Source organism: Pseudomonas sp. A34-9 (assembly GCF_029543085.1).
In the GTDB taxonomy this organism is placed as follows: domain Bacteria; phylum Pseudomonadota; class Gammaproteobacteria; order Pseudomonadales; family Pseudomonadaceae; genus Aquipseudomonas.
Window position 1 is genome coordinate 4,515,434 of record NZ_CP119967.1, and the last position, 25,018, is coordinate 4,540,451.

The following is a 25,018-nucleotide window of genomic DNA, read 5'->3' on the forward strand; positions in this document are numbered from 1 at the left end:
CCGGGGTCGTGCACCCGGAACCATTCACCAATGAGAACGGATGACGTCTTGAAATAATTAGTCGGCAGGCTGGATCGCCAATGGGGCCGGGGTGTGGCGGCGTGTCGCAGTTCTCACATCGTACCGATTTGGATCATTAGTTCTCTTTCTCAATTGACAATCATTATCATTCAACATAATTTGTCGCTCGATGTGTAGGACGGCCCCGTCCCCAGGCGTCCCACTAACCTATTTGGCAGCAAGGTGATTTCCATGACGGAACAAGTATCCACAAGCAAGTGCGATTCACCGCTACTTCAGGCATTCGTCGACAATCGACTGATTCTGGTCAAGATTGCAGCCCGTATCACCGGGTGCCGGTCGCGCGCCGAAGATGTGGTGCAGGATGCATTTTTCCGCCTGCAATCGGCGCCCCCGATCACCTCGTCGATCAAGGCGCAACTGAGCTATCTGTTCCAGATCGTGCGCAACCTCGCCATCGATCACTACCGCAAGCAGGCGCTTGAGCAGAAGTACTCCGGCCCTGAAGAGGAAGGGCTGAACGTGGTTATCCAAGGTGCTTCGCCGGAAACTTCGCACATCAACTTCTCCACCCTGGAGAACATCGCCGACGCGCTGACCGAACTGCCCAGCCGCACTCGCTATGCATTCGAGATGTACCGCCTGCACGGCGTGCCGCAAAAGGACATCGCCAAGGAACTTGGCGTTTCGCCAACCCTGGTCAACTTCATGATTCGTGATGCGCTGGTGCACTGCCGCAAGGTCTCGGGCAGTCGTCAGGATGCGGTGATTGCCGGTCGTCGTTAAGAGCTGAATTCGGCGTCAAGCCATTCGCGAGCGAGCTCGCCCCCACATTGATTCGGCTTACACCGTCCTGATGTGAGAGCGAGCTTGCTCACGAAGGCGGACTTGAGACCGCAATGAATCTCAAGCCCGACTGCCTCAGGCCAGTTTGCACCGATCAAAAAACCGCTCACGCCCCAGAATCATCAGTGCCGCGCGCTTGTGCGGGAAGTCGAATTCCTTCTCGCAGTGGAAGCACTGATTCTGCATATGGCCGATCATCTTCGCGTTATCAGCCCTTGGTTCTGCGACCACCCTTTGCGTGCGCGGATCATCGAGAAACAGGTAATGCACCAGCGCCGATAGCCAGCTCGCCACTTTGTGCGGGCCACGGTGATCCTCCTCGCCCACCAGCATGTGAATGCCACGATCGTAATTGTCGGCATCGTAGAACGGCGCGATGCGATCTTCCTTGGCCCAATAAGCTTCAAAATAGGCAAACGGCTGATCATCGAAACAGCCAATCAACGTCAACGTGTGCGGGTCGGCATCGAGTTTGTTCAGGTATTCGCGGTGCTTTTCGAGACTGCCCTCTTCCTGCCAGAAACTCGCGACGCGCGGGCTGTTTTGCCAGCGGTTGAAACGCGGCAGGTCTTCTTCGATTTCTACAGTGCGCAGGGAAATCCACGCCCCCAGACGGGCATCGAAACGCCGGTATACTTCACCGCGCGGTTTGACCGGCCGCAAAGGATGACGCTTGCCCTGGCTGATGACCATTTGCTGCGGATAGCTGCCCGTCAGTGAAGTGCCGAGCCACGGTTGCGGCAGTTGCCAGAACAGCGTGCGTTCACAGCGATACTCACCGGCCACGTCGGTGCTCACCAGTAAACCGCTGAGCAGGGCTTCGGTCGGTGGTTGGTCCAGCTGCCAAGTCAGTTGCTGGCACGCCGGATCCCGCGCGAACAGCCAGTAACAGGCTGCCCACAGTGCCTGCCCGAGCGGCAGCGCAAAGCGCTCGTCGAGCTGGATCGATCCCTTGGCCTCTCGATCAAGGCGCAGGCGGATCAGCGGTTGCCCGCCCAGGCTCAGGCTCAGACGGCTTTCGGTGGCATCAGCGATCAGTTGACTGCCCGATGGCAAGGCCAGGGCAGTCAGGTCATTCAGATTGGACATGGGTCGGGCTCACGATAATCGTCGACAGTTAAATGCTGGAACGTGATCGCGCCCGGAAAATTTAGAGATCCCCACCAACTATCTAACGATGCTGTTTGCTGGCGGGGCTCTATGAGGCTGACAAACCCGCGGCTCTCAAACTAAACAGACTTGACCCAGATCTTGCTGATTGCGTAATCGTTTCCGTAGCCACTCGCCGTATGACTGAAGATTGCCAACGTGTACTGCGAAGAATCCGCGGTAAACGTGCCCTCCAGTGATTCCCAAGTCATGACTGGAAAATCCTTGGCTTCAGTGATGTTCTGGGTGCCTGCTGCAAGCGACAGACTCGGCACACTGGAGCTGATGTTGGTTCGACGAACCTGTAGGCCGAATACATAACTCCTGCCGACTTCAAGGTTCGCGAAGTTTTTTTCCAGAATGATGCCAGCCGATGCGTTGGTGTACGTGCGGTTGTTGAGAACGTAGATGTCCCCGTCCTTGCCGACAACCAGATCTCTGGAATCCAGTGCAGCCGGGCCTTTTTTCCAGCCGTTCCAGGGCTCTTCTTCAGCCTCGGAGAAGGTCGTCAGATCCTCGAAGGGAACTCGCACTTTGAGGCTGATCGGAGGAAATAGCAGTGGGCAATCACAAGCCGCGTTATTCAGGGCCACCTGAAAAACAAGCATCAGTTGACTGTTGTGTTTCAGATCCTGCAGGTCATCCCACGCAATCGTTCTGCGCCAGCCCGCCTCAAATTCCTGCTGCGTCAATGGTTCACCATCGGCGATGCGCAACATGATTGGGGAACCATCGCTCGTCTGACCACAGGCATGCAGCGTCGTCGGTTGCCCGAGCGCCATGAAGGGCCACCTCGACACTTCGACTGTAATGCCGGTCGAGCCATCGGGTTTGTTCAAGGTGAGGACATTCTCGCTGGCTTGCTCTACGAATGGAGCAGGCACACAACGCAGGGAAATCGGGGATGGATTGGACATGGCAAATTCCTTTTTCTCAAGCCGCTCACAAAGAGCGAGTGTGGAAAGGAATCAAAACCTGAAGCCAATACGGCGTCTACTGTCAGATCTGACAGGGTCGCCCAAGTATCCGACCAGCGGTGGGGCATGACACGCGGCTACTTCGGCACCGGCACCACCGCAATCTTGTACGGATCGAAAATCTTCAGCATTTCGCCGTTATCGCGCAGCCCCTTAAGCAACTTGCCAAACGCCGCACCGGTAATCGGCGCCGTCGGGCGAAGAATCGCGTAATGGTGATAGACCTGATCGATGCGCTGCGAGACCAGCAACTCGTTGCGCACCTTCTCGTTACGCAGCAGGTAATCGAAGAGATAGGAACGGGTCACCAAGGCAATATCGGCGCGACCGCGCAGCACCATCAGCAGGTTGCTGTCGTGGGAATAAGTCAGCGTGGCGTTGAAATTCTGTGCAAGAAATTTGGGATCGGCGTTGAAATTGGCGAACTCGTAGTGATAACCGCTGAACAGCGCGAGGCGCTTGCCGGTGAGGTCGGCAAAGTAGCTCTGCTGACGACCGTCTTCGCGTTGCGCGACGAAAATCTCTGCGTCTTCAAGACCCATGTCGACATCCGTGTGGGGAATCTCCTTCCAGCCCCAATCGGGGTTTTCGAAGATCGCCATGTCGATCCGACCCTGCTTGAAATCACCGAAACGCCGGGGAATCGAGGTCGGCACAAGCACGAACTGGTAGTCGCTTTGCAGGCGGTTCAAGGCCTCGACCAATTGTGGCAACAGCCCCGTATCGGCACCGTTTTCCGGGCGTACGGTGTAGGGCGGAAAATGCGCCGCACCGACCCGAACCAATTGCGCTGCCTGAGCGGGCAATACCCATATCGCAGCCAGCACGGCGAGCATTAACCCCGCGGCCGTCCGAATTGGCAAAGACTTCAAAACACCCCACTCCCCGAAAAAATACCGATCAATGCATTCAAGCTAGGCGGTTTCGCCCAGTTAGCCAGTTTCCCGAACCGATAGGAAGCGCTTCAACGCTCTTCCAGGACCAGAATCAGCGCCTCATCGGCCAACTGATCGAGGCTCAAACTGCCGCCGGCACGGAACCATGTGGTCGTCCACGACAGTGCGCCGGTGAGGAAACGTCGGGTAATAAATACATCGCCACGAATAAATCCGGCGTTTTTGGCTTCGCCCAGCACTTGCAGCCAGATGTCTTCGTAGACATCGCGCAGCGCCAGCACCTTGGCCTGGCCTTCTTCGGAGAGCGAGCGCCACTCGTAGACCAGCACCGCCATGGCTTCACCGCTGCCGCCCATGATCGACTGTAATTCGCAGCGGATCAGCGCCAGCACGCGCTCGCGCACATCTGCCGCGTCGGCCAGCGCAGCTCGCATCAACGCGGTGTTGTAACGGATGGTTTCTTCCATCACCGCGCGGAGGATTTCATCCTTGCTTTTGAAGTGATGAAAAATGCTTCCCGACTGGATGCCCACGGCACCGGCCAGATCACGCACCGTGGTGCGTTCATAGCCTTTGTTACGGAACAGGTGAGCGGCCACTTGCAGCAATTTGCCGCGGGCGCTGTCGGGGTCGGTCAATTGGCCCTCGTCGACCAAATCACGCATGACCCTCAGGGCTTTTTGCTCGTCCACCCGTTCTCTCCTACAGTCGATCAGTCTGTTGCCCCCTGAAACCGCAGGGTTGCGCGCAATTTAAGCCGCCAGCGGCAACCAAGCAAGCGCTTGGGCAGAAGATAGTTTCAACTGTTTACAAACCAAGCGCTTGCTTGGTAGCCTCCAGACACTTCTGTCGCAGGTTGCTGAGTCGGAGATAAAAATGCCCACCACCGTTCGCATCGGATGCGCCAGTGCATTCTGGGGAGATACGTCCACCGCCGCCGCGCAACTGGTGGAGGGCGGCAAGCTGGACTATCTGGTGTTCGACTACCTCGCCGAGATCACGATGTCGATCATGGCCGGCGCGCGCATGAAGGACCCGCAGGCGGGGTTCGCCGGCGACTTCATCGAAGTCCTTACCCCCCTGCTGCCGCAGTTGGCCGAGCAGAACATCCGCGTGATCAGCAATGCCGGCGGGGTCAATCCGCAGGCCTGCGCCAACGCCTTGCAAGCGGCCTGTGACAAGGCCGGCATCGACCTGAGAATCGCCGTACTGCTCGGCGACGACCTGCAACCACAGCTAAAACACCTGCGCGGCATCACCGAGATGTTCAGCGGCGCCCCGCTGCCGCCGATGTGCGTGTCGACCAACGCCTACCTTGGCGCGCCGGGCATTGTCGAAGCCTTGCGACTGGGCGCCGACGTCGTCATCACCGGGCGCGTGGTCGACAGCGCCGTGGTCAGCGCCGCGCTGGTGCATGAATTCGGCTGGTCGTGGCACGACTACGACAAACTCGCCCAGGCCGCACTGGCCGGGCACATCATCGAGTGCGGCGCGCAATGCACCGGCGGCAATTTCACCGATTGGCGCGAGGTGCCGGATTACGAGCACATCGGCTTTCCGATTGTTGAAGTCAGCGCCGACAGCCAATTCATCGTCAGCAAGCCTGAAGGCACTGGCGGACTGGTCACACCACTGACCGTTGGCGAACAGATGCTGTATGAAATCGGCGATCCACAGGCGTACCTGCTGCCCGACGTGGTTTGCGACTTCACTCAGGTCAAACTTCAGCAACAAGGCAAAAACGCGGTACACGTGCACGGCGCCAAAGGCTTGCCACCCAGCAACAAGTATAAGGTCAGCGCCACTTATCCGGACGGCTTTCGCTGCACCGCCAGTTGCCTGATCGCCGGCATCGATGCGGTGGATAAGGCACAGCGCGTCAGTCAGGCGATCATCGCCAAGACTGCCGAGATGTTCAGCCAACGCGGCTGGGCGCCCTACAGCGCAACCGATATCGAACTGCTCGGCAGCGAAGCGACCTACGGCCCCCACGGCCAACGCCACGACAGCCGTGAAGTGGTGATCAAACTCGCTGTGCGTCATCCGAATAAACAGGCGCTGGTGCTGTTCTCCCGAGAAATCGCCCAGGCCGCCACCGGCATGGCACCGGGCCTGACCGGTATCGTCGGTGGGCGCCCCACGGTGTATCCGCTGATCCGCCTGTTCTCTCTTCTGATCGATAAAAGCGCTTGCTCGCTGCATATCGAGATGGCCGGTGAACGTTATCCGTGCACCCCACCGTCGCTCGGCGCGCTCGCCAGCGAGGATTTGCCCCTGCCCCATCAGCCGCCCAAGCCACAGGGCCGCGCCGATGCCAGCGTGGCACTGGTGAAACTGGCCGTGGCGCGCTCCGGAGACAAGGGTAATCACAGCAACATCGGCGTCATGCCGCGCAAACCCGAATACCTGCCATGGATCGCCGAAGCGCTGACGCCGGCCGTCATGGTCGACTGGATGAGCCACGTGCTCGACCCGATCCACGGCCGGGTCGAGCGCTGGTATCTGCCCGGCACCCACAGCCTGAATTTTCTTTTGGAAAACGCGCTTGGCGGTGGTGGTGTGGCCAGTCTGCGTATCGATCCGCAAGGCAAAGCCTTCGCCCAGCAACTGTTGGAAATCCAGATCCCGGTGCCACAGAGCATCGCCGAACAGCTCGACTAGAGGATGGTTTGCATGGCTTACGCGTCGATTTTCCACGCCGGTCTGTTCAGCGGCCAGACCCTCATCGTCACCGGGGGCGGCAGTGGCATCGGGCGCTGCACCGCCCATGAACTGGCAGCCCTCGGCGCCAATGTGCTGCTGGTCGGGCGCAAGCCGGAGAAGCTGCAAAAGGTCGCCGCCGAAATCGCCGAGGACGGTGGCCGTGCGCACTGGAAGGCTTGCGATATCCGCGATGAAGAAGCAGTGAAACAACTGGTCAGCGAACTGATTGCTGAACATGGGCCGATCCACGGCCTGGTCAACAATGCCGGCGGCCAGTACCCGTCGCCTTTGGCTTCGATCAATCAGAAAGGCTTCGAAACCGTGTTGCGCACCAATCTGGTCGGCGGTTTCCTGATGGCTCGCGAAGTATTCAATCAGTCGATGAGCAAACACGGCGGCAACATCGTCAACATGCTCGCTGACATGTGGGGTGGCATGCCCGGCATGGGCCACTCGGGCGCGGCGCGCTCGGGCATGGACAACTTCACCAAGACTGCCGCGTTCGAGTGGGGTTATGCCGGCGTGCGGGTCAACGCGGTGGCGCCGGGCTGGATTGCCTCCAGCGGTATGGACACGTATGAAGGCGCGTTCAAAGCGGTGATTCCGACCCTGCGCGAACACGTGCCACTCAAGCGCATCGGCACCGAATCGGAAGTCAGCGCCGCGATTGTGTTTTTGCTTAGCCCCGCCGCCGCGTTTATCAGCGGCAGCACCTTGAAAATCGATGGTGCGGCCAGCCTCGGCAGCCGCGCATGGCCGTTGCACAAAGCGACCCACAGCGAGTCGTTCAACGGTTTCCACCGCGCGTATTTACCCGAAGTGCTGAAGGACAAGGAGTAAGCCATGCCGCAGATCCAGTCCCAGCTCGACCCACGCAGCGAGGAGTTCGCCCGCAACCGGGCGGCCATGCTCGCAGCGATCGAACACGTGCAGCAGCTCGAAAAAAACCTGCTGAACAAAGCCGCGGAAGCCAAAGCCAAATTTGCCCAGCGCGGGCAACTGCTGCCCCGTGAGCGCTTGAATCTGTTGCTCGATCCCGGCGCGCCATTTCTCGAACTGGCCAGCCTTGCCGGTTACAAACTGCACGACGACAAGGACGGCAGCTCCGCCGGTGGCGGACTGATCGCTGGCATCGGTTATGTCTGCGGGATCCGCGCGATGGTCGTGGCGAACAATAGCGCAATCAAGGGCGGGACAATCTCGCCCAGCGGCCTGAAAAAATCCCTGCGCCTGCAACAGATCGCTCAGGAAAACAAACTGCCGGTGATCACCCTCGCCGAAAGCGGCGGCGCCAACCTCAATTACGCCGCCGAGATTTTTGTCGAAGGCGCGCGCAGTTTTGCCAATCAGGCGCGGATGTCGGCAATGGGCTTGCCGCAGATCACTGTGGTGCACGGCTCGGCCACGGCCGGTGGCGCTTATCAGCCGGGGCTGTCGGATTACGTGGTGGTGGTACGCGGCAAGGCCAAGCTGTTTCTGGCCGGTCCACCGCTGCTGAAAGCGGCCACTGGCGAAGTCGCCACCGATGAAGAACTCGGTGGCGCCGAGATGCACGCGCAGGTCGCCGGGACGGCTGAATACCTGGCTGAGAACGATGCCGATGGCGTGCGTCAGGTGCGTGAAATATTGCGCATGCTGCCGTGGAACGAACAACTGCCGTGGTTGCCGGAGCCGCAATACAAAGAGCCGCTCTACCCCATCGAAGAACTGCTCGGGTTGATCCCGGACGATCCGAAAAAGCCTTACGACGTGCGCGAAATCATCGCGCGCATTGCCGACGAATCGTGCTTTCTCGAATTCAAGGGCGAGTTCGATCAGCAAACCATCTGCGGCCAATTGAAGATTCAAGGTCGCGCCTGCGGTTTCATCGGCAACAACGGCCCGATCACACCCAACGGCGCGAGCAAAGCGGCGCAGTTCATCCAGTTATGCGATCAGAGCCAGACACCGCTGCTGTTCTTCCATAACACCACCGGTTTCATGGTCGGCACCGAATCCGAGCAGCAAGGCGTGATCAAACACGGCTCAAAACTGATTCAAGCGGTGGCCAATGCGCGGGTGCCTAAACTGACCCTTGTCGTCGGCGGCTCCTACGGCGCCGGCAACTACGCGATGTGCGGGCGCGGCCTCGACCCACGCTTCATCTTCGCCTGGCCGAACAGCCGCACCGCCGTGATGGGCGGCGCGCAGGCCGGCAAGGTGTTGCGCATCGTCACCGAAGCCAAACAGCTCAAGGACGGCCTGACGCCGGACCCGAAGATGCTCGACATGCTCGAACAGGTCACCGCGCAGAAACTCGACAGCCAGTCCACCGCGCTCTACGGCAGCGCCAATCTGTGGGATGACGGGCTGATCGACCCACGCGACACGCGCACCCTGCTCGGCTACTTGCTGGACATCTGTCACGAAGCCGACATTCGCACGCTGCAACCCAACAGCTTCGGCGTCAGCCGGTTCTGACCGCCACGGACCCTACGGAGAACAATAACAATGATCTTCACCCCGGAACACGAAGCCCTGCGCCGTACCGTCCGCCAGTTCGTCGAGCACGCGATCAACCCGCACGTCGATGAATGGGAAAAGGCCGGACGCTTTCCGATCCACGAGATTTTCAGCCAGGCCGGCGACCTCGGTTTGCTGGGTATTTCCAAGCCGGAAAAGTTCGGCGGCATGGGCCTCGACTACAGCTATTCGATTGTCGCTGCCGAAGAGTTCGGCACCATTCACTGCGGCGGCATTCCGATGTCGATCGGCGTGCAGACCGACATGTGCACCCCGGCGCTGGCCCGCTTCGGCTCCGATGAACTGCGCGAAGAGTTCCTGCGTCCGGCGATCACTGGTGAGCAGGTCGGCTGCATCGGCGTCTCTGAAGTCGGCGCCGGCTCCGACGTCGCCGGGCTGAAAACCACCGCGCGCAAGGACGGCGACGACTACGTAATCAACGGCAGCAAGATGTGGATCACCAACTCGCCGAGCGCCGATTTCATCTGCCTGCTGGCCAACACCTCGGACGACAAACCGCACATCAACAAGTCACTGATCATGGTGCCGATGAACACGCCGGGGATCAGCCTCAGTTCGCACCTCGACAAACTCGGCATGCGCAGTTCGGAAACCGCACAGGTGTTTTTCGACAACGTACGTGTGCCCCAGCGCAATCGCGTCGGCCACGAGGGTGCCGGGTTCATGATGCAGATGCTGCAGTTTCAGGAGGAACGCCTGTTCGGCGCCGCGAACATGATCAAGGGCCTGGAATATTGCGTCGACAGCACTATCGAGTACTGCAAGGAGCGCAAGACCTTCGGCAATGCGCTGATCGACAATCAGGTCATCCACTTCCGCCTCGCCGAATTGCAGACCGAAATCGAATGCCTGCGCGCGCTGGTTTATCAGGCGACCGAGCAGTACGTGAAGGGCCAGGACGTTACGCGGCTGGCATCGATGGCCAAGCTCAAGGCCGGGCGCCTCGGCCGCGAAGTCAGCGACAGCTGCCTGCAATATTGGGGCGGCATGGGTTTCATGTGGGACAACCCGGTGGCCCGCGCCTATCGCGATGTGCGGCTAGTGTCGATTGGCGGTGGCGCCGACGAAATCATGCTGGGGATCATCTGCAAACTGATGGGCACCCTGCCGGGGAAAAACAAATGAGCAGCCTGCCAGATTGCCAGACGCTGTTGCTGGAGCAGCATGGCGGCGTGCTGCACATCACCCTCAATCGGCCGGACAGTCGTAATGCAATGAGTCTGCAGATGGTGAGCGAATTACGCTCGGTGCTGGCGTCTGTACACGATGACCGCACTGTGCGAGCTCTGGTGCTCAGCGGTGCCGGCGGACATTTCTGTGCCGGCGGGGACATCAAGGACATGGCCAATGCTCGCGCTCAGGGCACCGAGGCTTACCGCGATTTGAATCGTGCGTTCGGCGCCTTGCTGGAACAAGCGCAACACACGCCACAAGTGTTGATCACGATGCTGCAAGGTGCGGTGCTCGGCGGTGGCTTCGGTTTGGCGTGTGTCAGCGATATCGCCATTGCCGATCATCAGGCGCAATTCGGCTTGCCGGAAACCAGCCTCGGCTTGCTGCCAGCGCAGATTGCGCCGTTTGTGGTGCAGCGCATTGGCCTCACCGAGGCGCGACGACTGGCGCTCACCGCTGCGCGTTTTGACGGGCATCAGGCACGGCGTCTGGGGCTGGTGCATTTTGTCGAGCAGGATCCGCAGGCACTCGCCGAGCGCCTGGATGAGGTGCTGCAGCATGTGCTGTGTTGTGCGCCGGAGGCGAATGCGATGACCAAGAAATTGTTGTTGGCGAGTGCCGGGCAGCCTTCGAGTGAATTGCTCGATGAGGCCGCGCAGTGGTTCAGCGAAGCAGTGACGGGCGAAGAAGGGATCGAGGGCACCATGGCTTTTGTGCAAAAACGCAAACCGCGCTGGGCCTGAAAAAAGCTTCGCGAGCACAAGCAACGCAAATTCCGAGGAAATAGCCCATGCCCGCCATCCACAAAATCCTGATCGCCAACCGCGGTGAAATCGCCTGTCGCATTCAGCGCACCGCGCAAGCACTCGGCTACCGCACCGTCGCCGTTTTCAGCGACGCCGACGTCGATGCCCTGCACGTAAAAATGGCCGATCAAGCGGTGCGTATTGGCCCGCCGCCGGTGCAGCAGTCCTACCTGAACATCCCGGCCATCCTCGACGCCGCGCACCGCAGCGGCGCCAATGCCATTCACCCCGGCTACGGCTTTCTCTCGGAGAACGCCGAATTTGCCCGCGCCTGCAAACAGGCCGGCCTGATCTTCATCGGCCCCAGCGCCGAAGCCATTGAATTGATGGGCAGCAAACGCCGCTCAAAAATCGCCATGCTCGAAGCCGGCGTGCCGTGCATCGGCGGCTATCAAGGCGCCGAACAGGACGACGCCACCCTGATGCGTGAAGCCGAGTGCATTGGCTACCCGTTGATGATCAAGGCCAGCGCTGGCGGCGGTGGACGCGGCATGCGTCTGCTGCACAACGGCGCTGATTTACCCGCGCAACTGCGCACCGCGCGCTCCGAAGCACTGAACGGTTTCGGCAGTGACGAACTGATCCTCGAACAGGCGCTGATCGAACCACGGCATGTCGAAGTGCAGTTGTTCGGCGATCAACACGGTAACTTGATCTACCTCGGCGAACGCGACTGTTCGATCCAGCGTCGCCACCAGAAAGTCATCGAGGAAGCGCCATGCCCGGTGATGACGGCCGAGTTGCGTCAGGCCATGGGTGAAGCAGCATTGAAGGCTGGGCGCGCAGTCAACTACGTCGGCGCAGGCACCGTGGAATTTCTGCTCGATGCACAGGGGCGGTTCTACTTTCTCGAGATGAACACGCGTCTGCAAGTCGAGCACCCAGTGACCGAACTGATTACCGGGCTGGATCTGGTCGCGTGGCAATTGCTGGTCGCCGAGGGTCAGCCATTGCCGCTGACGCAGGACCAGGTTCAGCTCAATGGGCATGCCCTGGAGGTGCGGCTTTACGCCGAAGATCCCGCGCAAGATTTCTTGCCACAAACCGGCCGGGTGCAAGCCTGGGAACCGGCGCTGCAGCACGGTGCGCGAATCGATCATGGCTTGCTTGAAGGGCAATCGGTCAGCCCGTTCTACGACCCGATGCTCGGCAAACTGATCGCCCACGGCGCCACCCGCGAAGAGGCCCGGCGCAAACTGTTGCGCGCGGTGCAGGACACGGTGCTGCTCGGGGTGCAAAGCAATCAGCGCCTGCTCGCCAGCCTGTTGCAACACCCGCAGTTCATCAGCGGTGAATTCAGTACCGCCTTCATTGCGCAGCACTTCAGCGATCACCCCTGCTTACACCGCTACGTTCCCGATGCCGAGCAACTGGCGATTGCAACGGTGCTGTTCTATCAAACCAGCGCCCTCTCCCACCGCGCTGCGCTCACCGGCTGGCGCAACAACGCCAGTGTGCCGCTGCATTATCGCCTCGGCCTCGACGATCAAAACTGGACGGTGCAACTTCTCCCGCAGGCGCAAGGCGCGTTCACCGTGCAGGTGGCCGAACGCACGCTTGAATTGAAACTCATCGCCCACGATACGCAGTCGGTGACGCTGGAAGCCGACGGTCTGCGCCGGTGCCATGCCTATCGCCTGGAGGCCGCACAACTCTGGCTGTTTACCCATCCCGGCAGCCTGCGTCTGGAGGATCGAACTCACGCCGTGATCGACAGTCAGACCAGCGTCAGCTCCGGCACCTTGAAAGCACCGATGGATGGCGCCATCGTCGACGTATTGGTCAGCGAAGGCAGCCCGGTCAGCAAAGGTCAGCTGCTGGTGGTACTGGAGGCAATGAAAATGGAGCACCCGCTCAAGGCTGGCATCGACGGCGTGCTCAAGCGGGTGCAGGTCAAAGTCGGCGATCAGGTAAAAAATCGTCAGGTTCTGTTGCAGGTCGAGTAGTCGCCCACACACGCATGCGGGTTTTGACTACGCTCTGAGTTATCAGAACGCGGAAATCAGGAACCCTGCGATGCCTCACTGGCTGGTCATAGATCTGGAAGCCACTACCGATGAGGGTGGCTGGCCGGTCACCGAAATGGAAATTATCGAGATCGGCGCCACCCTGGTCGATCGCGCCGGGCGCGAGCAGGATCATTTCCAGCGCTTCGTCAAACCGACGCGGCGGCCGTTGCTGACGCCATTTTGTCGTGAACTCACGCACATCACCCAAGCCAACATCGACTCGGCCCAGCCGCTGAACGATGTCTGGCCGGCGTTCGAACGCTGGCTCGCGCAGCATCAGACGCGCCTCGAAGGCTGGGCCAGTTGGGGCGACTATGACCGCAAACAGTTGTTGCAGGAATGGCAGCGTCTGCAAATCGACAGCGGCTTAAGCAAAGTGCCGCACATGAACCTCAAACAACGCTTCGCCAAGGCTCGCCGCCTGGAGCGGCCATTGGGCCTCAACGGTGCGCTGCAACTGGCTGGCATGCAGTTCAGTGGTCAGCAGCATCGGGCGCTTGAGGATGCGCGCAACACCGCGCGGTTGTTGCCACTGGTCTTGCCACTCTAGGGGGCGTTCTCAATTAGTTTCCACACCGAGTTGTCGCCTTAAAGCCGGGCAGGTGACGGCGCGAAAAGCGTTGTGCATACTGGCCGCCTCCATTTTTTAACCCTTTTCGAGGAATCGCCCATGTTTAAAGTCAACGAGTACTTCGACGGCACCGTCAAGTCGATCGCCTTTGGCACCGCTGAAGGTCCGGCGACCATCGGCGTCATGGCCCCGGGCGAATACGAATTCGGCACCAGCCAGCGTGAAATCATGCACGTCGTATCCGGTGCGCTGACCGTCAAACTGCCAGACAGCAGCGACTGGGAAACCTTCGCCGCCGGCAGCCAGTTCAACGTTCCGGCCAACAGCAAGTTCCAGCTGAAGGTGGCGGTCGACACCGCTTATCTGTGCGAATACCGCGGCTGAACCTAGGGCTCGCAGCAAAAATAGCAGTACTGCACCCATAAAAATGCCCGTGTCCAAGGACACGGGCATTTTCGTTTCAGTGACCGATTACTCGAGCACTTCCACCGGCATGCCGACTTCGAGTCGACCATTGCTGTCGTTGACCAGATTCTGCCCGAACATCGCGCCATCGGCTTCGGCGCGATACTTCTGCAAGGTGGCCAGCGGCTCGCGATCGGCACTGCGCTCACCGGTTTGCGGGTCGATGGTGGTGAGAATGCAGCGCGAGCACGACTTGACCACGCGGAACTCGACGTCGCCAATGCGAATGCGCTTCCAGCCATCTTCGGCATAGGCCTCGCTGCCTTCGATCACCAGGTTCGGCCGAAAACGCAGCATCTCCAACGGTCGCCCGACCTTTTGCGCCAGATCCTGCAGGGATGCCTCACCAATCAATAGCAGCGGAAATCCATCGGCGAACGCGACCTGATCATCATCTTTGCCATAGCCCGCCTGGGTGGTGCGAGCGCGATCCAGCGGTACCTGCACCAGACGGGTGGGTTTACCGATGAAATCACTGACCCAGCGCGCCGCCTCATCACCGGCATCCGGCACGCGCAAGGTGTCACGCCAGATCGTCACGCCGCGCAGTTCGGCGTCGTTGCCCGGCACGGCAACATCGAGGGAAGACCGTTGCGGCGCACTCAGGGTCAGACCGCCCTGCGCATTCCACAGGGCCGACAACTGACTCATCTTGGCTTCGGCGCGCTGGGTCAGGAAGCGGCCACTGGCTTCGTCCACGAGCATCCAGCGTCGGTCGCCATCGAGCCCCAGCTTGTCGAGGTCGACGCGCTGCAGCACATCGACTCTGCCGGATTTCAACGGGTAACGATAAAGCGCGCTCAGACGCAGCATGGCCAACTCCCTGGAGGATAAAACCGCCACCCTATACGAGCTTTATCCGCGAATCAAAGCCAGCGTTTTGTGCAAGGTAAATTCCCTGTGGGGGGTGATGGTCAGGCCGGGACTTCGTCGAGCATCAGACGCTGGCGCACCACGTCGACCAGCTTGTCCGGCTGGAACTTGGAGAGGAAGTTGTCGCAGCCGACCTTCTTCACCATCGAGTCGTTGAAACTGCCGGAAAGCGACGTATGCAACACCACGTACAAGCCACGCAGCCGGGGGTCATTGCGAATTTCGGTAGTCAGGCGATAACCGTCCATTTCCGGCATTTCCGCATCGGTGAAGATCATCAGCAGCTTGTCGGTCATGTTCACGCCAGTATCGGCCCAGGCCTTGAGCATGTTCAGGGCTTTCAAACCATCGCTGGCAATGTGCATCTTCACGCCGAGCTGGCCGAGGGTGTCGCGCAATTGCGAGAGTGCCACGTTGGAGTCGTCCACCAGCAACACTTCACGGCCACGGGCGCGTTCCAGCACCGGATCATCGAGCTTGTCACGCGAGACCTTGGCGTTGTACGGAACGATTTCCGCGAGGACTTTCTCGACGTCGATAATCTCCACCAGTTGATCGTCGACCTTGCTGATCGCGGTCAGATAGTGCTGACGCCCGGCACTGGTCGGCGGCGGCAGAATGGCTTCCCAGTTCATGTTGACGATGCGGTCCACACCGCCCACAAGGAATGCCTGCACCGAACGGTTGTACTCGGTGACGATGATGGTGCTGTTCGGGCCTGGCACCAAGGGACGCATGCCGATGGCCTGCGACAGATCGATCACCGGCAAGGTCTGACCGCGCAAATTGACCACCCCGCAGACAAACGGGTGACGCTGCGGCATCAAAGTCAGTTTCGGCAGTTGCAGTACTTCCTGGACCTTGAACACGTTGATCGCGAACAACTGACGTCCGGCCAGGCGAAACATGAGAATTTCCAGGCGATTCTCACCCACCAGTTGCGTGCGTTGGTCTACCGTGTCGAGAATGCCGGCCATCAATGACTCCTGGGCTTGTTCTGATGAATTCACTATGTGAGGTTATCGGCGGCAAATAGCAGTTCTTGATTGCCAGAGCCGAACCCGTCAAAAATGCCATGATCAGGCATTGATGTCACATTAACATCATGCTTTACTGGCCCGGTGATTTTCATCTGCTACATTCTCTGCGGCGCGACCTCGGTTTGCACGGTAGGTTCCCGTGTCTAAGGGATTCCCCTAGTAACAATCAGGCCCAACCTGATATTCGCAATATCCAATAGCCATTAATGTGACGCCATTCTCATTGCATGAACGGAGTCAGGCTATTGTGTGCGATCGCAGTTCAGTGGAAACACCCCCTCTGGAACCCCTCAGCCTGTGCACTTGCACGTCTGGGCGCGATCTCCCGACGATTCATGATCGTCGTCACACACGGCATTCCCTCATCAGACATGACGTGGTGGAGATAAGCATGCCAATGGACCGCAAAGAGTGGGTACAGCGCTTTCCCGAATTCCTTGTCGAGGCCGAACAACTGCTGGCCAAGTCCGAAGAATGCCTCAGCCATCTGCAACTGATCAGCAATGACAAGGACGCCATCGAGTGCATGCTCAATACCCTCCTCAAACTCGCACGCAGGGCTGAAGCCCTGGCGCTGGAGGCAATTTCCGAGTTCTCTCTGCATATCTACAGTCTGCTCAACCTGAGCCAGGATCGCGTCGACCTTCACGAACAGGCCCTGGTTGCGTTGCAGGACTGCTTCACATTGATGGCCTGGCAGCTTGAACTGGTCGATCAGCAGACCGGACAACTGAGTCTGGATGAAAGTGAACAGACCTCGCTGATCGAAGCTTTCGCCTTCCAGGTCGGCCAAAGCCAGCTTAAGCCGCCACTGACGGGCAAACGTTTGCCCCAATTGCCCTACTCGGGACAAGCCTGATCAGCACGCTGTATCCGCGCAGGCCCTTGGAACGCAAACGTTGAATGTCGTAATTGAATAGTTCATACCTGCCAGCGACAAATCGAATTAAATAATCACCGACGACAGACCCCCATGTTTTCTGCCGACCTCAGGGTTTGCCTGTGTGTTAAGAAGCACAACTTCAGGTAACACCTACATCTATCGCACTCAATAAATCGACTTTTTCCATTATGGAACTTGCGTCCAAAACACGTATTTCCTGACTCAATGGACATATATAGCGAGCGCGACCAACGGTATCTTAAGTGGTATTATGCCGCCCATTAGTTGCTTGCAAATTAATGGCACAGTGATTTCAGCGACAGCTATCCACTGAAGTTGGCGGTCAATACATTCACTGGACCGTGTTGAAACCAATAACATAATTGACAGCATTTTCAGACAGAGACCCGCCAGCCTCAGGCCGGTCTGCCCGCAGCGAACATCCATTGGCTCCATCCGTTATGTACGCCAGCCTCAAGTCAATCACTACATGGCCACCCTCCCGGGAAAATGCACGCCGGTTCACACTCATACTGTGTGTTGCGGCCACCCTCGGCAGCCTGCTGACCTATGGTCTTTCGACTCCCCTTTGCCTGGGCCTGCTACTGCTCGACATCGCCGCTACCGCGTGTGTCTGGGTGCAATATCGACTGTCACGCAAATCGATCAAATTTCAGCCGCAGGAGCTCGCCGACCGCTTGCTGGAAGTCCAGGAAAACGAGCGCCATCGCCTCAGCCGCGAATTGCATGACGATATCGGCCAGTTGCTGACAGCCGCCAAACTGCAGAGCGAGTGGCTCAAGCGACGCCTGCCGGCTGACTTGCAGGAGCAGTGCACGGTGCTGTGCGCCACCCTGGAAGAAACCCTCGACAAAGTGCGCGACGTTTCAGCCATTCTCAATCCACGGCAGTTGACCAGCCTGGGGCTTGAAGCCAGTCTGCGTGCACATCTGCTCAAGACATTGACCAACACCAGCGTGCACTGGAGCCTCGATTGCCAGCAGCGCCTTAACGGTATTCCGGAAGAAATGGCGGTCGCCGCCTTCCGCATCACCCAGGAGGCTGTTACCAATATCCTGCGTCACGCCCAGGCAAAAAACCTGGTGATACGCGTGCAACGTTTGCCCAAAGGGCTGACGCTGCTGATCAGCGATGACGGTCTGGGATTCGCCCCGTCGGCCAATCCAGGTCGAGAAGGACAACGAGGCATGGCCGGGATGGCCGAACGAATCGAGCAACTGGGTGGCACCCTGAACGTCATCAGCGAACCGGGCAAAGGCACTCAAATCGAAGCACTCTTCCCCTGGGCGCCTCGCGCACTCGAGCGGGCCAGTACGAATAAGGTTATGCGTTGACTTGCAACTTACTTCTGGTGGATGACCACTCGCTGATCAGGGCCGGCGTGCGCGCTCTGGTGCTGGATATTCCCGGTTACGCGGTGATTGGCGAGGCCAATGACGGTTCGCAATTGCTCGAAATGGTCGAGCAACTGCGTCCGGATATCGTGTTGCTGGATATCTCCATGAAAGAAACCGGTGGCCTCGAAGCCTTGCAACGGCTCAAGCGAGTGCGCCCGCAGAGCAAGGTGCTGATCTTGTCGATGCACACCGATCCGGCGCTGATCATGCAGGCGCTCGAGTCCGGCGCCCACGGCTACCTGCTCAAGGATACGACGGCTACCGAGCTTGAACATGCACTGGAAGCCTTGCGCAACAACGAGCGCTACCTGAGCCCCGCCATCGCACACACCGTGATCAATCAGGCCCTGACCCGTAATCAGAAACAGCAGCCGGAGACCGCCGACTCGCACAATCTGACCGCGCGCCAGCTGGAAATCCTGCGTTTGATCGTGCGGGGGAAATCCACCCGGGAAATCGCCAACGGCCTGGGGCTGAGCATCAAGACGGTCGAGACCCACCGCTCACAGATCATGAAGCGTCTGCAAATCTACGACGTAGCGGGCCTGGTGCTTTTCGCCGTGCGCGAACAGATCATCAGCCTGGACGACTGACCGAACGGGCGCCGCCCAACAATGGAGAATGCTCCGGCAAGTGCACACGCAACGCCGCCGGACGCGCTTCAAAGCGCATGCTGTCGCCTTCCAGCGGCTCGCCATCAAGATTGATGCAAAGCCCTTCGGCCACCTTGATTTCGACCCATGGCAAACGGGTTCGAACAAACATGTTATCGATCCCGAAACCATCACTGAGCAGCGTTTTCAACGTGCCCACCAGCTCCTGTGGCGCCGGCAGGATGCTGATATCAAGCAACCCGTCATCAGCCAGTGCCTGCGGGCACAGTTCATGTCCACCGCCGGCCTGACGACCATTGCCGATACCCAGTGCCAACAACTCGCCACGCCAATGAAAATCCGGTCCCTGAAGTTCGCCATAAGCAGCATGCAGCTCGCTGAATCGTGACAGACCGGTGAACAGATAGGCCGCACCGCCGAGTACTTTTTTCAAGTCCTCGGACGTATTGGCCGTGACCTGACTGCCGAAACCACCGGTGGCCATATTGAGGAAAATCTGCCCGCCCACTTCGCCCAGATCGATATCGCGCGGTGGCACATCGAGCAACTCAAGGGCTTCGGCAGGCTCCAGTGGTACGCCGGCTGCGCGGCAAAAATCATTGGCGGTGCCCAATGGCAAAAGGACGAGACTGGCTTTGCCCGGATGTGCCGCGAGCGCTTCGGCGATGTCGCGCAACGTGCCATCTCCACCCCCGGCGATAATCTTTGTGTAGCCGTCCGCCAAGGCTTGCTCCACCCAACGTTGAGCGTCCCCTGCCTCCCAGGTCAAACGCACGGCCAGCTCCCAGCCTTGTTTGCGCTTGTCCTCGACGGCGGTGCGTACCGCCTCGTTGAGTGCCTGCTTGCCATGCAGAACCAACAGCGCCCGGCGTTCACTCATCACATCACTCCCTAACGAATCGGTTCGAGACATCTTGACCACCGCAGACCGCAAAAAAGCCGTCAGACCCGTAATTAATTCGGCCTTCTGGCCTCGACGTCCTACACAGCGGTATTTTTTCTTACAAAACATGCGGAATCGGCTTAATTGACCCTGCTCCGACATTGGGTCACCGTGTGCCGGCGGTAGCAATCTTCAATCCAACACACAAGGATGTGCATGTAATGAGTGGATACACCCCCAGGGCTCTCGCCAGTTCGAGAGCTGAAAAAGTTTGCAAGCGAACAGTTGAAACAACCGGTGGATGCTTCCATGCCCAGTCATGAAGCCAGGATGCCATTGAGCCCGGTTGGCCCTCTCGTCGAAAGTCGCACAAATCAAAAGTCCGAATTCAAAAAAAGCGCCACAACCACTGGAGAAGTTGATATGGAACCCCGTGTTACCGAACTGGAAACCCATCTCAAGTACCTTCGGCGGGACATGGACGAAGTCCGCGGTGATGTCAGAACAATCAAACATCGACTTGCCTACTCGGCGGGTGCGACAGCGGTAGTGCTGGGTCTGCTGGGTTGGGTGGCAAATAGCCGATTCGACCAGCTTGTGACACTGATCAGCCATTAATTGAATGAGTCATTGCAGGCGCCGCCAGCCGACGCCTGCATTTGCGAGCGGTCAGTCCAGCAGATCACTCAGCGGAATGAAGACCACTTCGTCGCCGGCGCTCAGTGTGCGGCCCTCCAGCACTTCGACCAATCCATCTGCCCACGCGGCGCTACGCAGAACGCCTGAGCTCTGGTTGCGGTAAACAGTGGCCCGCCCTTGCTCCAGACGGCCTCTCAGGTACTCACGCCGATTGCCTGCCACCGGCCAGTCAAAACCCGCTGGCACGGTGAACTTCAGCGGCTCGACGTCCTGCACACCCTGACGGCGTAACAGATATGGCCGAGCGAGTAGCGCAAAGGTCACCAGCGTCGATGCCGGATTTCCTGGCAAGCCAATGACCGGCACATTGCGGAAATGACCAAACGTCAGCGGTTTTCCAGGTTTGATCGCCAGCTTCCAAAGGGCAAGCTCGCCCTCCTCTCGCAAGGCGACACCCAGAAAATCCGCCTCACCTACCGACACGCCCCCCGTGGAAAGGATCAGATCAACATCCTGCAACTCCCCCAGACGTGCACGGGTAGTGGCCAGATTATCCGGAAGAATACCGGCATCGATCACCTCACAGCCCAGACGTTGCAGCCAACTGCATAGCAACACCCGATTGCTGTTGTAAATCTGACCCGGCCCCAATGCCTGGCCCGGCTCGACCAATTCATCCCCCGTGGAGATTACCGCGACGCGAACTTTGCGCACGACCTTCAACCCGGCACACCCCAACGACGCAGCCAGCCCCTGCTCTATGGGGCCCAAGCGAGTCCCGGCGGGCAGGATCAACTCACCGACGGTGGTTTCCTGGCCTTGCGCACGGATGTTCTGCCCGGCCTTCATCGGCTCGAGGAAGCGCACCTTTTCATCGGCTTGAACCTCAGCGTTTTCCTGCATTTCAACGCAATCAGCACCCGCCGGCACCGGAGCCCCAGTAAAAATCCGAGCGCAGGTGCCCGGCTTCAGCGGTTCGGGGGATTGTCCGGCGAACACCTTCTGACTGACCGGCATCGGCTGGCCATTCCAATCCGCCAGGTTCAATGCATAACCATCCATGGCACTGTTCGGCCAAGGCGGCAGATCCAGCGTTGAAATCAGATCGTCGCTCAGCACACGCCCTTGCACCTGGGCCAGCGATAAGTATTCATGCTCGACAATGGGCGAGGCTTCAGCCATTTCGAGCAGACGCGCCAGCGCCACCTCAACCGGCATCAATGCCCCGGTCTTGCCCGGCTTACCCACGGGATTCACAAGGCGCCGCCTGCTTCAAATGAGTCACGAAATTGCACGGGCGGTGACGGGCGTCCAACTGCTCGCCCAGGATGCCATCCCAACCCGTGCGTACAGCGTTGGTCGAACCCGGCAAGCAGCAAACCAGGGTGCCATTGGCCAGACCAGCCAACGCACGGGACTGCACCGTTGAAGTGCCGATATCCGCCACCGAGATCTGCCGGAACAGCTCACCAAACCCGTCGACCTGCTTGTCGAGCAGACAGGCAACGGCTTCAGGTGTGCTGTCGCGGCCAGTGAAACCGGTACCGCCGGTGATCAACACAACCTGCACAACATCGTCGGCAATCCAAGTAGCAACTTGCGCGCGAATTTTGTAGAGGTCATCTTTGAGCAACACCCGCTCCGCCAGACGGTGGCCTGCCGCCGTCAAACGGTCGACGAAGACCTGACCTGAGGTGTCGGTTTCCAGTGTTCGGGTGTCACTGACAGTCAGCACCGCAATATTGAGCGGCACGAAAGGTACATCAGCCTTGGCTTTCATAGGCTCGTCCAGTTGTAGGAGAAACAGCCCGGTGTTATATCACAGCGCCTCATTTGTTCGCCGCCCCTCTGGAGAGCTGCCATGACCCTCGATACGCAACTGCCCCCCTGCTCCATTCTGCTCCTGGCAGGCGGACGCGGCCAACGCATGGGCGGTCAGGACAAAGGCTTGGTCGAGTGGCTGGGCGAGCCGTTGATTGCGCATTTGCAGCGCAAGGTCCGTGGGCTGACCGATGATCTGATCATCTCCTGCAACCGTAATCGCGAGCGTTACGCGCCATTCGCTGATCAATTGGTGGTCGATGACGAAGGCGATTTTCCGGGGCCATTGGCCGGCATTCGTGCGGGCCTGAGAGCTGCGCGCCATTCGCACCTGCTGGTCTTGCCGTGTGATGTCCCGCGCATTGACGCAGCGTTACTGCAAAGCATGCGCGAGACGGCCAGTCAGAATCCTGAAAAACCTTTAATGTTGCGCCATGACGAGCACTGGGAACCCTTGTTATGTGTGATTCCGACAGCCCTTCGACCCGCCTTCGAAGAGGCCTGGAACGCCGGTGAGCGCAGCCCCGGCCGGGTCATGCGCAAGCTCGGTGCCACTGCCCTGCAATGCCCGGACAATGACCCGCGACTGGCCAACCTCAATACCCCCGAACTGTTAAATTCCCACAACACTGTGTCAGACTGACAGCACTCAAGGAACTCTCACGCCTTGTATACGTCTCAAGCTCAGTAACCAAAAGTATTCCCATTCGGAGACACACTCATGACTCAACGGACCCTCGCCACTTTCATGCTCGCACTGGGCCTGGCTACCCTCGCCGGTTGCTCGTCGCCTACAGTGATCACCTTGAATGACGGTCGCGAAATCCAGGCCGTCGACACCCCGAAATACGATGACGATTCGGGCTTCTACGAGTTCAAACAGCTGGACGGCAAAGAAACCCGCATCAACAAGGATCAGGTTCGCACCGTTAAAGAGCTGTAAGCTCTGGGTTGACACCGGATACAAAAAAGCCCGCATTAATGCGGGCTTTTTCATGGGCGCACGAAAGCTGGCTTTGGCCTCACCATTGCAGCGTAATCCGGCTCTCGAATTCTCGCTCTTCACCGATCACCGGATCGATAAACCGTAGACCCTGCGCCAACAGCTTCAGCGGATTGGCGTAGTCATCCTCGACGTCTTTCAACACCTGCGGATAAAACGGATCGTTGCAGATGCTCGCCCCCAACGCAGTCATGTGGACGCGCAGTTGATGTTTCTTGCCGGTCACCGGAAACAAACCATAGCGCCACAGATCGCCATTCTTTTCCCGAACCTCCACCGCCGTTTCGGTGTTGCTGGTCCCCGCGCCTTCCTGCATGCGAAAAAACGGCTCGCCATCCACCAGACGGCTCTTGTGCACCAAAGGGAAACTCAGATCAGGCAGCGCCGGGGCGATGGCCTCATAGCGCTTGTCAATTTGCCGCGTGGGGAACAGCGACTGATAAGCCGAACGGGTTTGCGGGTTGGCCGAGAAAATAACCAATCCCGCCGTATGCCGGTCGATGCGGTGCAATGGCACCAGATGGGGATTGTCCAGGCGACGAATCAGCCTGCGCAACAAGGTCTGCTCAACGTACTCGCCGGCGGGTGTGACGGGCAGGAAATGCGGTTTGTCAGCCACCACCAGATGCTCGTCGGCATACAGGATCGACTCGACCACCGGGATCGGCTTTTCGTCCGGCACTTCGCGAAAATAATGAATTCGCAAGCCTTCCTTGTAGGGCAAATCCACCGAGATCGGCTGACCATGACCATCCAGCACTCGCCCACGAGCGATCCGGTCCAGCCATTGCTCGCGATCAATCGCGCGAAAATGCTCGCACAGGCAATCGAGTACTGTCAGCCAGGGACCCGGTGGCAGATAGAGCGTGCTCGCCTGATTCTGCGCAGCAGAGAATGTAGATGTGGACATACGAAAATCGAACCCTCAATACAGGGCGGCATTATCCAGCACAGAGGGAAACGAACCTAGCGCAGAATGCTCAGGCCGGGATTGTTTTGAGCGCCGCGGCGTCGGTGAATTCCTTGAGCCAGCGCAACACATCAACCGCTTCCCAACGGCCCGGGTCGTACAAGGCGTAGAGCAAGCCCTGATAACCAACCACATCCAGTTGTTTGTGATAACCGGCACGTTGAAACAAGGCCTCGATCTCGGCAAAGCAGGTATTAAAATGCAGCTTGTTGAAGGGCGTCTTGCCTTCCGTGACCAGCCCGTCCAGGCGCAGTTCGAGAACGGCCTCGCGCACCACGTCAACCGACATCCGGTTCACGCTGTTCTTCAACTGTTCGACATTGACCACGGTTCATCCCTCTGACGCATTTACTGTATGAACATACAGTAACCGAACAATCCGTAGAATGCCAAGGAATGGATGGCAGCGGCGACCGGCGGATGCAACAGAAAAGCGGATCAAAGCAGAAACGCGACGACTTCATCAGCGCTGAATGGCCAGCCCAGCTCAGCCCCGGTGTCGACCCGACGCAACACCGGAATCCGCAAGCTATAAGCCTCAAACCAGGATTCGTCTTCAGCGATATCGACCAGTTCCACCAGCAAACCGCGCTCGACAAACTCCATCAGCATGGCTTCAGCAACTTCACAAAGATGACACCCCAAGGTGCCGAACAACTGACATTCAGGAAGCATGAGCGCTCAACCAGAAAATGAGTGGACCTATTCTAGGCCGCACCTGAAAACCCGTCGAGC

General features: G+C 58.9%; 27 protein-coding genes. 15 read left to right on the plus strand and 12 right to left on the minus strand.

The window, feature by feature from the left end; all coding sequences use genetic code 11:
• Window positions 1–252: 252 nt before the first annotated feature.
• Window positions 253–807: an RNA polymerase factor sigma-70 gene (locus tag P3G59_RS20035; protein WP_007908696.1), complete on the plus strand. Its 555-nt coding sequence runs from the start codon at window positions 253–255 to the stop codon at window positions 805–807.
• A gap of 135 nt (window positions 808–942) precedes the next feature.
• Here the strand turns inward: P3G59_RS20035 and P3G59_RS20040 are convergent, their stop codons facing one another.
• The 4 genes from P3G59_RS20040 to P3G59_RS20055 all read right to left on the minus strand — a co-directional run bounded on the left by P3G59_RS20040 (window position 943) and on the right by P3G59_RS20055 (window position 4,581).
• Complete coding sequence (locus P3G59_RS20040; RefSeq protein ID WP_277758675.1) at window positions 943–1,956, minus strand: GNAT family N-acetyltransferase; 1,014 nt, start codon at window positions 1,954–1,956, stop codon at window positions 943–945.
• A 140-nt stretch (window positions 1,957–2,096) separates the two neighbouring features.
• A complete protein-coding gene (locus P3G59_RS20045; RefSeq protein ID WP_277758676.1) occupies window positions 2,097–2,933 on the minus strand; it encodes a sugar-binding protein in 837 nt (278 codons plus the stop codon).
• 137 nt (window positions 2,934–3,070) lie between these two features.
• Entirely contained in the window at window positions 3,071–3,865 is a 795-nt protein-coding gene (locus tag P3G59_RS20050; protein ID WP_277758677.1) for a transporter substrate-binding domain-containing protein, read from the minus strand.
• Window positions 3,866–3,957: 92 nt separating this feature from the next.
• Entirely contained in the window at window positions 3,958–4,581 is a 624-nt protein-coding gene (locus tag P3G59_RS20055) for a TetR/AcrR family transcriptional regulator (protein WP_277758678.1), read from the minus strand.
• A 184-nt stretch (window positions 4,582–4,765) separates the two neighbouring features.
• Between P3G59_RS20055 and P3G59_RS20060 the strand changes: the two genes are divergently transcribed.
• The 8 genes from P3G59_RS20060 to P3G59_RS20095 all read left to right on the plus strand — a co-directional run bounded on the left by P3G59_RS20060 (window position 4,766) and on the right by P3G59_RS20095 (window position 14,058).
• Window positions 4,766–6,550 (plus strand): acyclic terpene utilization AtuA family protein, encoded by a 1,785-nt coding sequence (locus P3G59_RS20060; protein WP_277758679.1) that lies wholly within the window; start codon window positions 4,766–4,768, stop codon window positions 6,548–6,550.
• A 12-nt stretch (window positions 6,551–6,562) separates the two neighbouring features.
• Window positions 6,563–7,432 (plus strand): SDR family oxidoreductase, encoded by an 870-nt coding sequence (locus P3G59_RS20065; protein WP_277758680.1) that lies wholly within the window; start codon window positions 6,563–6,565, stop codon window positions 7,430–7,432.
• 3 nt (window positions 7,433–7,435) lie between these two features.
• Entirely contained in the window at window positions 7,436–9,052 is a 1,617-nt protein-coding gene (gene atuC / locus P3G59_RS20070; protein WP_277758681.1) for a geranyl-CoA carboxylase subunit beta, read from the plus strand.
• A 30-nt stretch (window positions 9,053–9,082) separates the two neighbouring features.
• Window positions 9,083–10,240, plus strand: a complete 1,158-nt coding sequence (gene atuD / locus P3G59_RS20075; protein WP_277758682.1) for a citronellyl-CoA dehydrogenase — start codon at window positions 9,083–9,085, stop codon at window positions 10,238–10,240.
• Window positions 10,237–11,031, plus strand: coding sequence for an enoyl-CoA hydratase-related protein (locus tag P3G59_RS20080; protein ID WP_277758683.1), 795 nt, complete (start codon window positions 10,237–10,239; stop codon window positions 11,029–11,031). Before atuD ends, P3G59_RS20080 begins: the two co-directional genes overlap by 4 nt.
• A gap of 47 nt (window positions 11,032–11,078) precedes the next feature.
• A complete protein-coding gene (locus tag P3G59_RS20085; RefSeq protein ID WP_277758684.1) occupies window positions 11,079–13,040 on the plus strand; it encodes an acetyl/propionyl/methylcrotonyl-CoA carboxylase subunit alpha in 1,962 nt (653 codons plus the stop codon).
• A gap of 70 nt (window positions 13,041–13,110) precedes the next feature.
• Window positions 13,111–13,653, plus strand: coding sequence for an exonuclease domain-containing protein (locus P3G59_RS20090; protein ID WP_277758685.1), 543 nt, complete (start codon window positions 13,111–13,113; stop codon window positions 13,651–13,653).
• Between the two features lie 120 nt (window positions 13,654–13,773).
• On the plus strand, window positions 13,774–14,058 hold the full coding sequence (locus tag P3G59_RS20095; RefSeq protein WP_007940055.1) for a pyrimidine/purine nucleoside phosphorylase: 285 nt from the start codon (window positions 13,774–13,776) through the stop codon (window positions 14,056–14,058).
• An 87-nt stretch (window positions 14,059–14,145) separates the two neighbouring features.
• Here P3G59_RS20095 and P3G59_RS20100 read toward each other — a convergent pair whose 3' ends face one another.
• Both P3G59_RS20100 and P3G59_RS20105 read right to left on the minus strand, forming a co-directional pair.
• Window positions 14,146–14,952 carry an MOSC domain-containing protein gene (locus P3G59_RS20100; RefSeq protein ID WP_277758686.1) on the minus strand — a complete coding sequence of 269 codons (807 nt, stop codon included), beginning with the start codon at window positions 14,950–14,952 and terminating at the stop codon, window positions 14,146–14,148.
• A 101-nt stretch (window positions 14,953–15,053) separates the two neighbouring features.
• Complete coding sequence (locus P3G59_RS20105) at window positions 15,054–15,989, minus strand: chemotaxis protein CheV (RefSeq protein ID WP_034155209.1); 936 nt, start codon at window positions 15,987–15,989, stop codon at window positions 15,054–15,056.
• A 454-nt stretch (window positions 15,990–16,443) separates the two neighbouring features.
• Between P3G59_RS20105 and P3G59_RS20110 the strand changes: the two genes are divergently transcribed.
• The 3 genes from P3G59_RS20110 (at window position 16,444) to P3G59_RS20120 (ending at window position 18,946) form a co-directional block, all read left to right on the plus strand.
• Window positions 16,444–16,911, plus strand: coding sequence for a hypothetical protein (locus tag P3G59_RS20110; RefSeq protein WP_277758687.1), 468 nt, complete (start codon window positions 16,444–16,446; stop codon window positions 16,909–16,911).
• A gap of 485 nt (window positions 16,912–17,396) precedes the next feature.
• A complete protein-coding gene (locus tag P3G59_RS20115) occupies window positions 17,397–18,290 on the plus strand; it encodes a sensor histidine kinase (RefSeq protein WP_277762182.1) in 894 nt (297 codons plus the stop codon).
• The gene (locus P3G59_RS20120) at window positions 18,287–18,946 is read left to right on the plus strand and encodes a response regulator transcription factor (protein ID WP_277758688.1); all 660 of its coding nucleotides are present in this window, start codon (window positions 18,287–18,289) and stop codon (window positions 18,944–18,946) included. Before P3G59_RS20115 ends, P3G59_RS20120 begins: the two co-directional genes overlap by 4 nt.
• Here the strand turns inward: P3G59_RS20120 and yegS are convergent.
• Window positions 18,930–19,847: a lipid kinase YegS gene (yegS, locus tag P3G59_RS20125; RefSeq protein ID WP_277758689.1), complete on the minus strand. Its 918-nt coding sequence runs from the start codon at window positions 19,845–19,847 to the stop codon at window positions 18,930–18,932. The two genes, P3G59_RS20120 and yegS, sit on opposite strands and share 17 nt — an antisense overlap.
• 312 nt (window positions 19,848–20,159) lie before the next feature.
• Between yegS and P3G59_RS20130 the strand changes: the two genes are divergently transcribed.
• Entirely contained in the window at window positions 20,160–20,468 is a 309-nt protein-coding gene (locus P3G59_RS20130; RefSeq protein ID WP_277758690.1) for a hypothetical protein, read from the plus strand.
• A gap of 51 nt (window positions 20,469–20,519) precedes the next feature.
• On the opposite strand, the gene glp is transcribed toward P3G59_RS20130, so the two are convergent.
• A complete protein-coding gene (gene glp, locus P3G59_RS20135; protein WP_277758691.1) occupies window positions 20,520–21,746 on the minus strand; it encodes a gephyrin-like molybdotransferase Glp in 1,227 nt (408 codons plus the stop codon).
• Entirely contained in the window at window positions 21,730–22,269 is a 540-nt protein-coding gene (moaB, locus tag P3G59_RS20140) for a molybdenum cofactor biosynthesis protein B (RefSeq protein ID WP_093435105.1), read from the minus strand. Before moaB ends, glp begins: the two co-directional genes overlap by 17 nt.
• A gap of 81 nt (window positions 22,270–22,350) precedes the next feature.
• On the opposite strand from moaB, the gene mobA reads away from it, so the two are divergent.
• Window positions 22,351–22,953: a molybdenum cofactor guanylyltransferase MobA gene (mobA, locus tag P3G59_RS20145; RefSeq protein WP_277758692.1), complete on the plus strand. Its 603-nt coding sequence runs from the start codon at window positions 22,351–22,353 to the stop codon at window positions 22,951–22,953.
• 78 nt (window positions 22,954–23,031) lie between these two features.
• Window positions 23,032–23,253, plus strand: coding sequence for a YgdI/YgdR family lipoprotein (locus P3G59_RS20150; protein WP_007908660.1), 222 nt, complete (start codon window positions 23,032–23,034; stop codon window positions 23,251–23,253).
• Window positions 23,254–23,332: 79 nt separating this feature from the next.
• Here P3G59_RS20150 and P3G59_RS20155 read toward each other — a convergent pair whose 3' ends face one another.
• The 3 genes from P3G59_RS20155 to P3G59_RS20165 all read right to left on the minus strand — a co-directional run bounded on the left by P3G59_RS20155 (window position 23,333) and on the right by P3G59_RS20165 (window position 24,958).
• Window positions 23,333–24,223 carry a pseudouridine synthase gene (locus P3G59_RS20155; protein ID WP_277758693.1) on the minus strand — a complete coding sequence of 297 codons (891 nt, stop codon included), beginning with the start codon at window positions 24,221–24,223 and terminating at the stop codon, window positions 23,333–23,335.
• A 70-nt stretch (window positions 24,224–24,293) separates the two neighbouring features.
• Window positions 24,294–24,611, minus strand: a complete 318-nt coding sequence (locus tag P3G59_RS20160) for a transcriptional regulator (protein WP_093435111.1) — start codon at window positions 24,609–24,611, stop codon at window positions 24,294–24,296.
• Between the two features lie 110 nt (window positions 24,612–24,721).
• Entirely contained in the window at window positions 24,722–24,958 is a 237-nt protein-coding gene (locus P3G59_RS20165; protein WP_277758694.1) for a glutaredoxin family protein, read from the minus strand.
• Window positions 24,959–25,018 lie beyond the last annotated feature (60 nt).